The following is a 12,778-nucleotide window of genomic DNA, read 5'->3' as shown; positions in this document are numbered from 1 at the left end:
ACGCCTGGCGGCCCAGCCGAGACAAGTACAGCCCAGCCGAGTCCAGCCCAGCCCAGCCCAGCCCTGTACGTGCCTGCCTGACCGCACCTACCTGTCTGACTGACCGACTGACCCAAGGAGGCTGCCATGCCGCTCCCCGATCTCGACAGTTCCGTCGGACACTCCTTCGGCCTGGAATTCGACAGCGTGCTGATCCGGCAGATAACCGAGGTCACCGGCCTAAAGCTGGAACAGGACGTCATCGAACTCAAGCAGAATACCGCCGATGGAAAGTACGCAATCAAAAAGCTCCCCGGGCGCCCGAAGGCCGGTGAAGTCACCGTCACCCGCGGCCTGACCGAGGACAACAGTTTCGAGCGATGGGTCAGCGATTCCCGATTCGGGAAAATGCACAACGCCCGCCGTAACGGCTCCATCATTGTCTACGACTACGAAGGCATTCCGATCAAGCGGTACAAGCTCATTAACGCCTGGCCCAAGACATTGGAGATCAGCGCGCTGAAGGCGGGCGACACCTCTGTCCTCACCGAAAAGCTCGCCATCACCTACGAAAGCATTGAAGTCGAGTGATGCGGCGACGCACCGTTGCCGTCACCGCACAGGCGACGGCCCCGGCCGGCGCTTCCGCAACACGCCAGGAGGAGGGACACGCAGGCCAATCGCAGCGGCTGCGCACCGAGTTCAGCTTCGAGCTGCCGCGTGGCTACGTGGACGAGTCGGGCACCGTTCACAGGTCGGGGGTGATGCGGCTGGCAACCGCGCGGGACGAGTTGGTTCCGCTGCGGGATGACCGGGTGCGAGAGAACTCCGCGTACCTGTCTGTTGTGCTGATCTCCCGCGTGCTCACTAGGCTCGGCACGATCGAGGACATCCATCCGGGCATCGTCGAGGACCTGTTCGCCTCTGACCTGGCATTTCTCCAGGACTTCTACCGCAGGATCAACGCCGAGGGGCACACCCGCGCCTCGGTGACCTGCCCAGCCTGCCGGGAAGCGTTCGCCGTGGACCTCGCCGGTGGTGGTCGCCTGGGGGAATCGTGACGTACGCGGCCGACCGGATATACGAGGAAGTCGCGTACCTCGCCTACCACTTCCACTGGTCGCTCGATCAGATCCTCGACCTGGAGCATGCGGACCGGCTCCAGTACGTGCACCAGGTCGCCCGGCTGAGCGGACAGTGAACCACGCCGAGCGAGGGGGAGGTCCGACGTACCGATGGGATTCCTGACCTGGCTGACAGGCCGGGGGCCCGGTGCCGCCACCGGCCCGGCACCCACCCCGGCCCCGCCCGACGCGTCCGTTCCTGACGCGTCCGATCCCGCCGCGTCCGCTCTCGATGTGTCCGTTTCCGGCGCGTCCGCCGCTGGCGCTCAGGCATGGCACGAACTGCCGCCCGTGCAGCGGACCGTGGGCGCCGCGCCGGTGATGGCCGACCCGGACCAGTTCCGAGCCTCGCTCGGCACCTGGCGCAACGCCTCCCTCACCGCGCCGCTCGGCCACTTCATCAGCGCCGACGCACCCTCCGGCATCGGCCACGGCCTCACCGACCCAGCTGAGCCCGCCACGCCCGTAACGGCTGCCGCGTCCGCCACGTCCGCTCTGCCCGTACGGGGCTTCGCCGCGCCACCGGCCAGCGCGGTGGGGCCGGCCGTGCCGGTGCAGCGGGTCGCCACCGAGCCGCTGACCTCCGCGCGTCCGCTACAGCCCGCGCTCGTACGGGAGTTGCCCAGTCTGCCCGCGCCCTTGCCCGCGCCAGCCACGGACCCGGGCCCCGGCCCGGCCCGGCTCGCCCCTCCCGCGGATGCTGCGCGGCACCTCTCCGCGCAGCGGTCCGTGGGGGCGACGGGGCAGCAGGCCGGTGCATCCCAGGCGTTCGGGCCGCGGGGCTTGGGCCTCGGGCCGCCGTTGTCGGGGCTGCCGCCGACCGCGCAGCGCAAGCCCGCGGCGAGTACCGGGGCCGCGCCCGTGCCGCTGCCGGCCCCCACGCCGCCCAGCGAGGCAAGCGGCGTAAAGGAGGCAACTGGCGTGCTCAGTGCGACCGGTGCGAGCGGTGCGGCCTGTGCGAGCGGCGACGCGGCGGCCGGTGGCCCGGTCGTGGCGCGGTCTACGGAGCCGGGGCCGATCCCAGCACAACCCATCGAGCCGCCCCCGCCCCCGGCCGAACACCCCGACTCACCCGATAAGTTGGTCCCCTCATCCGGTGAGCCGATCCTCCCGCCCGGCGAGATGGACCTCGCGGCCACCGACGAGCCGCCGTCCCGTCCGCTGCTCGGCGCGGACCCACTGGTGGCCCGTACCGCGGATGAGACGGGGCCACCGCAGCCGGAGCAAAAGCCGGAGCAACAGCCGGCGCGCAGCCCCATCGTGGCCCGTGTGGCGGAGCCGGGGCAGCGGCCCGGGGCGGGTTCGGCACCCGGCGACGACGGCCCCGGGGATGCCGGGTGGGCGGTGCAGCGCTCGCCCGTTCCCGTGCGGCCGGCGAGTGCCGATGGCGCCCCGTTGCCCGCCGCCGAGCCGGCGCTATGGGCCGGGCCCATGGCGCCACTGGTGGCCCAGCGCTCGCTCCCACTGTTCTCCGGTGCGGTGCCGGAGACCGTGAGCGCTGCGTCTGCGGGGACCGGCGATCGCCCCGTACCGATTCATTGGGACGCTCCCGCTGACCCTCCGGGGGCGTCCGGCTCAACTGCCGTGCGCGGGGCTGCTGCGGTGCAGCGGTGGTCAGGGCCGGCTGTCGCGAGCCCGACGAGTTCGCGGTCCGGCGGCGGCCTCGGGAGGGAGCGGCAGTGGCCATCCGCCGGGTCCCTGCCGGGTCCGTCACCAGGGCTGTCAGTGCAACGGGCCGCCGGGCGGCCTTCAGCCGCCGGTTCCCCGCGTCGTCCCGGGTCCTCGCCGTTGCTCGACGCCGGCGCGGTGGCCGTCTCCGCGGGGGTGGCGCAGCGGATGGTGGACGGCTCCGTGGTGTTCCGGCCGCCGGCCGGGCCATCGGCCTCCGGGGCTGTTGGCTGGCCGGCAACCGTGCAGCGAGAGACCGAGACGGCCGATCCGCCGCCCCCCGACCTGCCCCTCGATCCAGGGCTGGAGCCGGCCGACGAGCCGGAGCCCGAGCCCGCAGCGGAACCAGCCGCCGACTCGGGGGCGGCGGACGGTGGTGACCCCGCGGGCGGCGCGGGCGAGGGCGGCGGCCAGGGGGCGCCCGGGGGACGCGGTGGCGCTCCTGCGGTCACCGACGAGTTGGTACGGGCCTTGTTCGCGCCGCTCAGCCGGCTGTTGAAGGCCGAGCTGCGACTTGAGCGCGAGCGAGCCGGCTATCTGATCGACACCAGGCACTGACAGGCGCGAGGCACACACAGCAGGCACAGCACACACAGCAGGCACAGCACACACAGCAGGCACAGCAGGCACAGCACACACAGCAGAGCGAGTACACGCACCACACACGGCAGTCCGAGCAGGCAGAGAAGGGGGACAGGGCGTGAGCGTAACCGACGACCCGGCGGTGACCGTCTGTTTCGTCGTCACCATCGACGGCATCGAACTGGGCTCGTTCAACACGTGCGAGGGGCTCGGTTGCGAAGTGGTGCTCGAACAGCGGGAGGAGGGTGGCAACAACGGCCATCTGTGGCAACTGCCCACCCGGTTGAAGTTCTCCAACGTCAAGCTCTCCCGGCCACTGACCCGAGAGACCGAGAAGGTGGCCAAGTGGTTCGCGAGCATGACGGGCGGGTTCAGCAGGAAGACCGCACACATCGAGGCGCGCACCGGGGACGGCAAGAAGGTCGCCCAGTGGGGGCTGCTTGAGGTGGTGCCGGTGCGCTGGACCGGGCCCTCCTTCAACCCCGAGTCGCCGAAGGTGGCCATCGAGACCATTGAGATCGCCCATCACGGCTATGTGATGGAGGGCTGAGCGATGAGCGGGGCCCGGTGCGGCGCGAGGGAACGGAAGGGGTCGGCATGAGCGCTGCCGTGGCGTTCAGCGCCGCAGGCACCGGAGGCGGGACGGCCAGGGGCGGCGGGGCCAGGCCCAAGCTGGAGCACGCGTATCTGGAGATGCGCAACCCGCCGCCCGGCGGCAGCCTCACCCCGGGTGGGCCCTGCGGGCGCATCGACTTCCAGTTCAACCCGAAGGAGTTGACGCTCACCAAGGCGGCGGCCTGGAAGCGTACTCCCGCCAAGGGCGCCAAGAGCGCGGGCCCTCCCGAGTACCAGGGGCCCAAGCCCAGCAAGCTGACCGTGGAGATGTTCTTCGACGCAAGCGACACCCAGGACACCAGCGTGGTGACCTCCGTGGAGAAGCTGTTGGCGTGCTGTGTGCCGACCAGCGAGACCCGCCAGCAGCAGCGGTCATCGCCGCCCTGGGTGGTCTTCCACTGGGGTGGCCTCACCGGATTCCCCGGTTACCTCAGCCAAGTACAGGTGAAATACACCCTGTTCACCACCTCCGGCGTGCCGATCCGAGCCGTCTGTCAGGTGACGATGGAGGAGATCAGCGGGGAGACACCGGGCCAGAACCCGACCTCCGGCGCCCTGCACGCGCGCCGTGTGCATCAGGTGCGTACCGGGGACACCCTGCCGGACCTGGCGTGGCGCGAGTACGGCGACCCGGCGGCCTGGCGGGTGATCGCCGAGGCGAACGGCATCGACGACCCGATGCGACTGGCCAACGGCCGTGAGCTGCTGCTCCCCGCACCCGACGAACTCGCCCGGCTACGGGAACCAGCACGGCTCCCGGGCGCCGCCGCGTCGCCGGGGCGCACCTCGGCGTCCCTGGCAGCGCTATCGGGTCTACCGGGGCCCGCCCCGCAGGGCCGGGGTGCGGCGCGCGGGTACGACGAACGCGGTGGGCACGTCCGGCTCACCGCTGGCGGGTGAGCGGCCCGTGGTGACCCAGAGCGTCGCCAAGACGCTGGTGATCGAGGTGGCGGGCCGGTCGCTGCCGCCGGCGCTGGCGAACACGCTGGTGGAGGCGTACGTCGATGACAGCCGTACGCTGCCCGACCTGTTCGTGCTGCGCTTCCGTGATCCGAGCCGGGTGCTCCTTGAGCAGGCCGGCATCAAGATCGGTACCCCGGTGCGGCTGCTGGCCCAGGCCGGCGGCGGCCCCACCCCGCAACTGCTGCTGAGCGGCAGCGTCACCGCGCTTGAGGTGGAGATCGACGACACGGGCACCTTCACGGTGGTGCGCGGCCTGGACGAGTCGTACCGCCTCTTGCGGGGCAGACAGGTCGCCAGCTACCAGAACATGACGCTCTCCGACATCGTGGCCCGCGTCGCGCAGCGCAGCGGCCTGCGCCCCGGCACCGTCGATGTGTCCGGGCCCGTCCTGGAACACGTGGCCCAACCGAACGTCACCGACTGGGAGTTCCTGCGCACCATGGCGGACGAGGCCGGCGCGCAGGTGTGGGTGATGGACGGCCAGTTGCACGTCACCAAGCCGACCGAGGCGGGCGGCGCCCCCGACACCTCGGCCCGTGCCGACAGTGACCCGCTGGTCCTGGAGATGGGCGACAACCTGCTGCGCTGCCGGGCCGGGGTGTCGGCGGCCGAGCAGGTATCGGCGGTGGAGGTCCGCGGCTGGGACGTACGGGCCAAGCAACCGCTGGTCGGCCGGGCCGATGCGGGCAAGGCCACCACTCTCGAACTGGGGCTCACCGCCGCGGAGGTGGCGCAGCCCTTCGGTGAGGCGAACTTCGTGGTGACCGATGCCCCGTACGGCAGTCAGGCCGAGGTGGACCAGGCGGCGAAGGCGTTGGCGGAGCGGATCGCGGGCTCGTTCGCCGAACTGGAGGCGGTGATCAGGGGCAACCCGGCAGTACGGGCCGGCGGCGCGGTCACCTTGACCGGTGTCGGCAAGCCCTTCGATGGCCGCTATACCGTCACCTCCTCGCGGCACGTCTTCGACGCGCTACGCGGCTACGAGACCTGGCTGACGGTCTCGGGCCAGCAGGAGCGCTCGCTGTTCGGACTGGCAGGTGGAGTGGCCGGTAGCCGCGGCCCCGGCGCCGGTACGCGCTGCGCCGGACTGGTCAACGGAACGGTGACCGACACCAAGGACCCGGAGGGCCTGGGCCGGGTGAAGGTGCGCTTTCCCTGGCTTTCCGACGAGTACGCGAGCGACTGGGCGCGCACCGCGCAAGCGAGCGGCATCGGTGGCGGGGAGGCATTCATCCCCGAGGTGGGCGACGAGGTACTCGTCGGCTTCGAGCAGGGCCATCTGGACCGGCCGTACGTGCTCGCCGCGCTCTACAACGGGCAGGACAAGCCCGGTGGGGGCGGAGCCGGCAGCGGCGGCCCCGGGGGCGCCGGGTCCGGGGGCGGCCCACCCGGAGGGGGCGCGTCCGGGGGTGGCGCGGACATCGCGGCCGTCGATCCCACCAGCGGGGCCGTCAACAAGCGGGCGTTCGGCTCCAAGAGCGGCAACAAGCTGGAACTGCTGGACGCCGCCGGCGGCCCGCAGGGCGTACGCCTGGTCACCGGAGACGGAAAGCTCAGCATCAACCTCGACCGGAAGGGCACCACCATCGTGCTGCACAGCGATGGCACCGTGGAGATCGACGCCACCCAACAGGTTTCCATCAAGGCGGGCAGCGGCGTCTCGCTGGACGCGGGAGACGGAGCGCTGGAACTGCTCGGGGAATCGGTGCGGTTGACGGCCCGCAGCGGAGTGCAGGTGGACGGAGGCAAGGGCCTGGTCAAGCTCGCCACCGGTGGCTCCGTCGAGGTGCGGGGCAACCAGGTGGCGCTCAACGGCAGCACCCGCACCGAGGTCAAGGGCGGCAGCACCGTATCCGTCAACGCCCCGATCGTACGCATCAATTGACCGCCGTACGCCCCGACTTGGCCACCCGGCCTCGGCCCGCGAACCACCCCGACCCGTACGACATACCCCCGCAGCCCCGACCCCGACCCTGGCCCCGACCTCGCGCCCAGCACACGCACCACACGCGGCGCGCCCCGCCACAGCCACCGCCACTGCACCTCGCGCCCGCCCATGTCGCGGCGGCAGACCGCAAGGGAGAGCGCATATGCCAGCAGCCGCCCGCGTCGGCGATCCGACCGGCCATCCCGGAGTGGTGGGCCCGCCGGGGGCGCCCACCGTGCTCATCGGTGGAAGGCCCGCCGCCACCGTCGGCACCCCACACCAATGCTCCTCGCCCGTCGTGCACGCCGCCTCCGAGCTGGCGCCGCCCGGCAGCGTCAGCGTGCTGATCGGCGGCCGGCCCGCCGCCCGAGTGGGCGACATAGCGGGCTGCGGCTCCCCGATCCTCTCCGGGTGCTCCACCGTCTTGATCGGAGGCTGACCATGGTCCAGCAGTTCATCGGCGCGGGCTGGGCGTTTCCACCCCATACGGACTCCACCGGCAGCATCTCGCTGGTCCGCGGCGAACGCGAGATCGCGGAGGCGATTCGGTTGATCCTCTCCACCTCGCCGGGCGAGCGGCCGATGCGGCCCGAGTTCGGTTGTGCGCTCGGCGACTACGTATTCGCCCCCGCCGACGCGGGCACGGCCGGCCAACTCGCTTACGAGGTACGGCTCGCGCTGGAGCGCTGGGAGCCGCGCATCGAGGTGGCCGATGTCGCGGTCCGCTTCGACGATGCGGACGACGGGGTGCTCTACATCGACATCAGTTACGTGGTGCGCGGCGCCAACGATCCGCGCAACCTCGTCTTCCCGTTCTACGTGATCCCCCAGCACGAGGAGGGCGCATGACGCTCCCCAGCCCCAACCTGGACGACCGGCGCTTTCAGGGGCTGGTGGACGAGGCCAAGCGGCTGGTGCAACAGCGCTGCCCCGAGTGGACCGACCACAATGTCTCCGACCCCGGCGTCACCCTCATCGAGGCGTTCGCGACCATGGTTGACCAGCTCGTCTACCGGCTCAACCGGGTGCCGGACAAGAACTATCTGGCCTTTCTCGATCTCATCGGCGTCCGCCTCTACCCGCCCACCGCTGCCCGTACCGAGGTCACGTTCTGGCTGTCGGCCCCGCAACCGGAAGCCGTACGGGTCGCCGCCGGCACCGAGGTCGCCACGGTGCGTACCGAGACCGAGGAGGCCGTGGTCTTCACCACCAGCGCCGATCTGTCCGTCGTGCCGTGCTCCCTGGCCCACCTCGCCACCTGGCCGATGGGCGGCGACGCGACGGATAGCACCGATGACCTGGCGCTCGGCCGCGATGTGCGCTGCTTCAGGGCCACACCACGGCCGGGCGACTGCCTGTATGTCGGGCTCTCCCAACCGGTACCCGGCTGCGTCGTCGTGCTGCGGCTCGACTGCAAGGTCGAGGGCGTGGGCGTGGACCCCCGGCGCCCGCCGCTGCTGTGGGAGGCGTGGGACGGCGCCGCCTGGGTCGCCTGCGAGGTCGAGAAGGACGACACCGGAGGGTTCAACAAGGCCGGCGAGGTCATCTTGCACCTCCCGGCGAGCCACGCCTCCTCCGTGGTCGTCAGACACACCGCTGGCTGGCTGCGCTGTCGCCTGGTCGAGGCTGCGCCAGGGCAGCCGGCGTACGTCGCCTCGCCGACCGTGCGGCAGGCCACCGCGTTCACCATCGGCGGCACCGTGGAAGCCAGCCACGCCGAAACCGTCACCAACGAGGTCATCGGCCTGTCCGAGGGCGTGCCTGGGCAGGGCTTCCAGGTGGCAAGACCGCCGGTGGTGCCGAGCGAGGAACCCTTCGTCGTCGAGGTGACGGAGGGCGAAGGCTGGGTCGAGTGGACCCGCGTCGATAACTTCGCCCACTCCACCGCGTACGAACGACACATCACCTTGGACCCGAACTCGGGACAGGTGGACTTCGGGCCCGCCGTCCGCGAACGCGACGGCACCCTGCGGCTGTTCGGTGCGATCCCACCGAAGGGCAGCACGGTACGGGTACGCCGCTACCGCACCGGCGGCGGCCGACGCGGCAACGTGGCCCGGCACGCGCTGCGCATCCTGCGCAGCTCCATGCCGTACGTGGCACGGGTGGAGAACCGCCGTCCGGCGCTCGGCGGAGTTGACGGTGAGACGGTGGACGGCGCCCGGGTGCGCGGGCCGATGACGCTGAGCACCCTGCACCGGGCCGTCGTGCCGCACGACTACGAGCAACTGGCCCGTGAGGCCGCCCCCGACGTGGCCCGGGTGCGCTGCGTTCCCGCGGGCGAGGCACCCGACAGCGGTGCGGCCTGGGGGGACCAGGAGAGCGCGGGCGGCGTGCGGCTGCTGGTCGTGCCGGCCGGGCGCAGCGACGAGCGGGGCCGGGTCCGCTTCGACGAGCTGATCCCCCCGCGCGAGACGCTCGCGATCATCGCCTCCTACCTCGACGAGCGGCGCCCGCTCGGCACCCGGCTGATCGTCGAACCGCCCTATTACCAGGGCGTGACCGTCGTCGCCTCGGTCCACGCGGGCCGCGGCGCGGCAACCGAGCGGTTGCGCGAGGCCGGACTGACGGCGCTCTACGGCTACTTCAACCCCCTTACCGGCGGCCCCGACGGTGACGGCTGGCCGTTTGGGCGGCCGATCCACTCCGGCGAGGTGTTCGCGGTGCTGCAACGGTTGCCCGGCGTCGATCTGGTCGAGGACGTACGGCTGTTCCCCGCCGACCCCGTGACCGGGCAACGCGCCGAACCCACCAACAAGGTCACCCTCGATCGGCACGCGCTGGTGTTCAGCTATGAACACCAGCTGCGGGTGCGGGCGGTATGACATGCGCGCGGTGATACCGGGGCTACCCACTCCGCACCCGCTGGCCGATCAACTCCCCGCCGTCTACCTCGATCAGGACTTCCTCCAGCGGTTCCTCGGCGCATTGGACGAGGTGCTCGCTCCTGTGCTGCTCACCCTGGACAACCTGCCCGCGTATCTGCACCCGCGTACCGCCCCCGATGACTTCGTGGCCTGGATGGCAGGCTGGGTCGCGGTACGCACCGACGAGGAGCGGCCGGTCAACCAGCGGCGCGCGGTGGTGGCCAGTGCGGTCGTCCGGCACCGCCAGCGCGGCACCCACGCCGGGCTCGCGGCGGCGATCCGGGTGGAGACCGGCATCGAACCCGAGCTCGCCGAGAGCGGCGCCACCGCCTGGTCGGCCGAGCCGGGCGGCGCGCTGCCGGGCTCGGCTCCACCGTGGGTGACGGTCAGGTTGCGGGTGCCGGAGCCGGAGCGATTCGATCGGGTCCGGTTGGAGCGGCTGGTGGCCGCCGAGGTGCCCGCGCATGTGCGGTACCGGGTGGAGATACTGGGCACGCAGGGGGAGGCGAGCACGCCATGATCTGCTCGGACTGCGGACATCGCAATGCGCCCGGCGTCCAGTTCTGCGTCTCGTGCCGGAGATTTCTGGACTGGGAACAGGAGGACTGGGAGCAGGAGGACTGGGAGCAGGAGGAGGCCGCGTCCGGCCGGCGAAGCGGCGAGGCCCCGGCCGGCCGCGGAAGCCAGCCGGCCGGGGAGCCGGGCCCGCCACCCGGCCCGCGCGCCACACCAGACTGCGGGCCGGCCCCGAATTCGACTTCTGCCCCGGGCCGCCCACCAGTCCCGCCGCTCACACCACCACCGCACAGCACCCCGTCACCACCCGCCCTTTCACCACCCGTCCCACCCGCACCCGTCCTTTCACCACCCGTCCCACCCGCACCCACTCCGTCACCACCCGTCCCATCCGCACCCGTCCCGACACCACCCGTCCCGTCACCACCCGTCTCGCGCCCCGCTGTGCCGCTGCATCCCACTGCGCCGCTGCATCCCGCACGGCCATCCGCACCGCCACCACTCGGCCCGGAGCCGGCTGCGCCGCGGCGACCGGGCGATCCGCTCGACGGAGCGGGCGCCCCGGGGCCCGACCACCGGGTGGCGCCACCGCCCCCGGACGTGCCCCTGGCGCCAGCCCCCGACACCGCCGCGCCCGACCGAAGCCGCCTCTGCCCGCGTTGCCGCGCCGACAACGCGTACGACCGCCGGCTGTGTGCGCGCTGCGGCGCGCTGCTTGGCCCCGTGGCCGCGTCGCCGGACCAACTCAGGCCGCTGCCTTGGTGGCGGCGGTGGTTCGCGCGGGGCCCCGATCGCACCATGGAGGCCGGAAGCAGGCCCAGGCACCGGACGTGGCCCCGACCGCGGCTCGCGCTGCCCCTCACGCTGCTGGTGGTGCTTGCGGTGCTGTTCTTCGCCCGCTCCCAGCTCACGGACGTGTTCACCTTCACCCAGGACCAGACCGGCAAGCCGGAGGCGCTACGGCCGGACCACGGGCGGGCCTCAAGCGAGGCTACGGGGCACCGGGCGGGCGCGGCCCTTGACGGCTTCAGCAACCGCTACTGGGCACCCTTGGCCACTGGGCCCGGCACCGGCCAGTATCTGGAGGCCACCTTCGAAAGTCCGATACGGCTACAGAAGTTGCTCATCATCTCCGGCCGCTCGGCCAACCAGGACGAGTTCCTCACCCAGGCCCGCCCGGCCGAACTCACCGTGACGCTCATCACCGCACGCGGCGAGCGCTCCACGAAGGCCGTCAACCTCAAGGACCAGCCCGGCCAGCAGACCTTCGATGTGCGCGGCTCGGACGTCGTACGGGTCCGGCTGACGGTTGACGCGGCCTACGGGGCCAGTGCGAAGCGCCGACTGGCCATCGCCGAGGTGGAGTTCTTCGGCCGCAGATGACGCCGCGGCAGGCCATGGGCGGACCGCTCGGCCGTCACCTGGGGCGCTTGCCAGGCTGGTTCCGCCGGTGCTGATCGCGCCGGCCAGGTTGGCTTGCGATAGTGCGTCGGTCAGGGCGGGCCATGTCAGCCCGCCGATCAGACCGGGCCGTCCGCAGAGAGCTCAGCGGTGGGCTCCGGCGCCCGCCGCGCCTCGTGGAACGCCTTCGCCTCATCCGTCTTCTCCATCGTGCTGGGGTAACGCAGCGTCGTCTCGTTCTCCTGGGCCAGCCGGCGCAAGGTGGCAAGCACTGGTTCCAAGAGAACGGTCATGACCAGGGCCCGTTCGGCGACGTCGATGCGGTCGTCGATGCCGGCCAGGTGATCCAGGTCCACGCGGGCCGTGCCCTCGGCGAGCTCGGCGTACGGCAGCAGGTCGTCCGCCGTGAAGTCGGCGCCCACCTTCCGTAGCGCGCACAGCCCGGCGGCCAGTGCCGTGCGACTGGGCGAGGTGTCGCCGACAGACCAGCCCATCCGGTCGATGAGCGTGGTGGCCTCAGCCGCGCAGTCATCGGACTCGCTTGTTCCGCCGGGCCCTTCCGTGCCGTTGGCGCCGTTGGCCCCGGTCGCCGGTGGGCGCAGAGCGTACGAGGTGACGCCGAGCGTGTGGTAGAGGTCGAGCGGTTCGCTGAGGGCGTTGAGCACCTCGCGGGTGGCGGTGACGGAGAGGTTGCCGAAGCTGATCAGCGCGCGGACCAGGCGTAGCCGCCGCAGGTGGTCCTCGTCGTAGTCCGCCTGGTTGGTGGCCGTCGCATGTCCGGCCGGCAGGAGGCCCTCCCGGAGGTAGAACTTGATCGTCGGGATGGCCACGCCGCTTCGGCGGCTCAGCTCGGACATCTTCACGCGCGCTCTCCTGGATCTCCGGGCGGTATCGGTTGGCATATGTGAGTGAGTAGTGGCACTATCCATAGTGGATAGTTTCGCTGCTCATTATGTGCCGTGGAGCTCCTACCCGCGATTTCTGCGGCGGATGCGCCATGCCCACCCGTCCCCAGACGGCGGTCAGCACCTCCGCCCCGACCACCGAGACGGTCGTGATGGCCTCCTGGCCAGGGGTGCGTTCGCCGCGGTGTGTGCCGCGCTTCTTCACCACGTCCCTGACCGTCCGGCGACAGG

General features: G+C 71.6%; 13 protein-coding genes. 12 read left to right on the top strand and 1 reads right to left on the bottom strand.

The genetic code is table 11. The features are described from left to right. Window positions 1-126 precede the first annotated feature (126 nt). From FHS42_RS17515 to FHS42_RS17460, 12 genes are all read left to right on the top strand, one after another. Window positions 127-570 (top strand): contractile injection system inner tube protein, encoded by a 444-nt coding sequence (locus FHS42_RS17515; RefSeq protein ID WP_184573160.1) that lies wholly within the window; start codon window positions 127-129, stop codon window positions 568-570. Continuing rightward, a complete protein-coding gene (locus FHS42_RS17510) occupies window positions 570-1,040 on the top strand; it encodes a hypothetical protein (RefSeq protein WP_184573159.1) in 471 nt (156 codons plus the stop codon). The genes FHS42_RS17515 and FHS42_RS17510 overlap by 1 nt, the downstream gene beginning before the upstream one ends. Beyond that, window positions 1,037-1,180, top strand: coding sequence for a DUF6760 family protein (locus tag FHS42_RS17505; protein WP_184573158.1), 144 nt, complete (start codon window positions 1,037-1,039; stop codon window positions 1,178-1,180). Before FHS42_RS17510 ends, FHS42_RS17505 begins: the two co-directional genes overlap by 4 nt. A 34-nt stretch (window positions 1,181-1,214) precedes the next feature. Next, window positions 1,215-3,329, top strand: a complete 2,115-nt coding sequence (locus FHS42_RS17500; protein ID WP_184573157.1) for a hypothetical protein — start codon at window positions 1,215-1,217, stop codon at window positions 3,327-3,329. A 142-nt stretch (window positions 3,330-3,471) separates the two neighbouring features. Further along, complete coding sequence (locus tag FHS42_RS17495) at window positions 3,472-3,903, top strand: phage tail protein (protein WP_184573156.1); 432 nt, start codon at window positions 3,472-3,474, stop codon at window positions 3,901-3,903. Between the two features lie 47 nt (window positions 3,904-3,950). Further along, window positions 3,951-4,868 carry a CIS tube protein gene (locus FHS42_RS17490; protein ID WP_246494914.1) on the top strand — a complete coding sequence of 306 codons (918 nt, stop codon included), beginning with the start codon at window positions 3,951-3,953 and terminating at the stop codon, window positions 4,866-4,868. 7 nt (window positions 4,869-4,875) lie between these two features. Beyond that, complete coding sequence (locus tag FHS42_RS17485) at window positions 4,876-6,816, top strand: VgrG-related protein (RefSeq protein WP_184573155.1); 1,941 nt, start codon at window positions 4,876-4,878, stop codon at window positions 6,814-6,816. Window positions 6,817-7,021: 205 nt separating this feature from the next. Continuing rightward, window positions 7,022-7,297, top strand: a complete 276-nt coding sequence (locus tag FHS42_RS17480; RefSeq protein ID WP_184573154.1) for a PAAR domain-containing contractile injection system baseplate protein — start codon at window positions 7,022-7,024, stop codon at window positions 7,295-7,297. A gap of 2 nt (window positions 7,298-7,299) precedes the next feature. Next, window positions 7,300-7,707 carry a gp25 family contractile injection system sheath assembly initiator gene (locus tag FHS42_RS17475; protein ID WP_184573153.1) on the top strand — a complete coding sequence of 136 codons (408 nt, stop codon included), beginning with the start codon at window positions 7,300-7,302 and terminating at the stop codon, window positions 7,705-7,707. Continuing rightward, window positions 7,704-9,683, top strand: coding sequence for a putative baseplate assembly protein (locus FHS42_RS17470; RefSeq protein ID WP_184573152.1), 1,980 nt, complete (start codon window positions 7,704-7,706; stop codon window positions 9,681-9,683). The genes FHS42_RS17475 and FHS42_RS17470 overlap by 4 nt, the downstream gene beginning before the upstream one ends. A gap of 1 nt (window position 9,684) precedes the next feature. Beyond that, entirely contained in the window at window positions 9,685-10,245 is a 561-nt protein-coding gene (locus FHS42_RS17465) for a phage tail protein (protein WP_184573151.1), read from the top strand. Between the two features lie 794 nt (window positions 10,246-11,039). Further along, window positions 11,040-11,624 (top strand): NADase-type glycan-binding domain-containing protein, encoded by a 585-nt coding sequence (locus tag FHS42_RS17460; protein ID WP_184573150.1) that lies wholly within the window; start codon window positions 11,040-11,042, stop codon window positions 11,622-11,624. Between the two features lie 137 nt (window positions 11,625-11,761). Here FHS42_RS17460 and FHS42_RS17455 read toward each other — a convergent pair whose 3' ends face one another. Beyond that, complete coding sequence (locus tag FHS42_RS17455; RefSeq protein WP_246494941.1) at window positions 11,762-12,499, bottom strand: MerR family transcriptional regulator; 738 nt, start codon at window positions 12,497-12,499, stop codon at window positions 11,762-11,764. Window positions 12,500-12,778: the final 279 nt, after the last annotated feature.

The organism is Streptomyces zagrosensis (assembly GCF_014203645.1).
In the GTDB taxonomy this organism is placed as follows: domain Bacteria; phylum Actinomycetota; class Actinomycetes; order Streptomycetales; family Streptomycetaceae; genus Streptomyces; species Streptomyces zagrosensis.
This window is presented reverse-complemented; position numbering and strand designations above follow the sequence as displayed.

Bases quoted from the DNA above. Each gene is read 5' to 3' on its own strand.
- FHS42_RS17515 (WP_184573160.1), top strand. From the start codon at position 127: ATGCCGCTCCCCGATCTCGACAGTTCCGTCGGACACTCCTTCGGCCTG.
- FHS42_RS17510 (WP_184573159.1), top strand. From the start codon at position 570: ATGCGGCGACGCACCGTTGCCGTCACCGCACAGGCGACGGCCCCGGCC.
- FHS42_RS17500 (WP_184573157.1), top strand. From the start codon at position 1,215: ATGGGATTCCTGACCTGGCTGACAGGCCGGGGGCCCGGTGCCGCCACC.
- FHS42_RS17490 (WP_246494914.1), top strand. From the start codon at position 3,951: ATGAGCGCTGCCGTGGCGTTCAGCGCCGCAGGCACCGGAGGCGGGACG.
- FHS42_RS17480 (WP_184573154.1), top strand. From the start codon at position 7,022: ATGCCAGCAGCCGCCCGCGTCGGCGATCCGACCGGCCATCCCGGAGTG.
- FHS42_RS17475 (WP_184573153.1), top strand. From the start codon at position 7,300: ATGGTCCAGCAGTTCATCGGCGCGGGCTGGGCGTTTCCACCCCATACG.
- FHS42_RS17470 (WP_184573152.1), top strand. From the start codon at position 7,704: ATGACGCTCCCCAGCCCCAACCTGGACGACCGGCGCTTTCAGGGGCTG.
- FHS42_RS17465 (WP_184573151.1), top strand. From the start codon at position 9,685: ATGCGCGCGGTGATACCGGGGCTACCCACTCCGCACCCGCTGGCCGAT.
- FHS42_RS17460 (WP_184573150.1), top strand. From the start codon at position 11,040: ATGGAGGCCGGAAGCAGGCCCAGGCACCGGACGTGGCCCCGACCGCGG.
- FHS42_RS17455 (WP_246494941.1), bottom strand. From the start codon at position 12,499: ATGTCCGAGCTGAGCCGCCGAAGCGGCGTGGCCATCCCGACGATCAAG.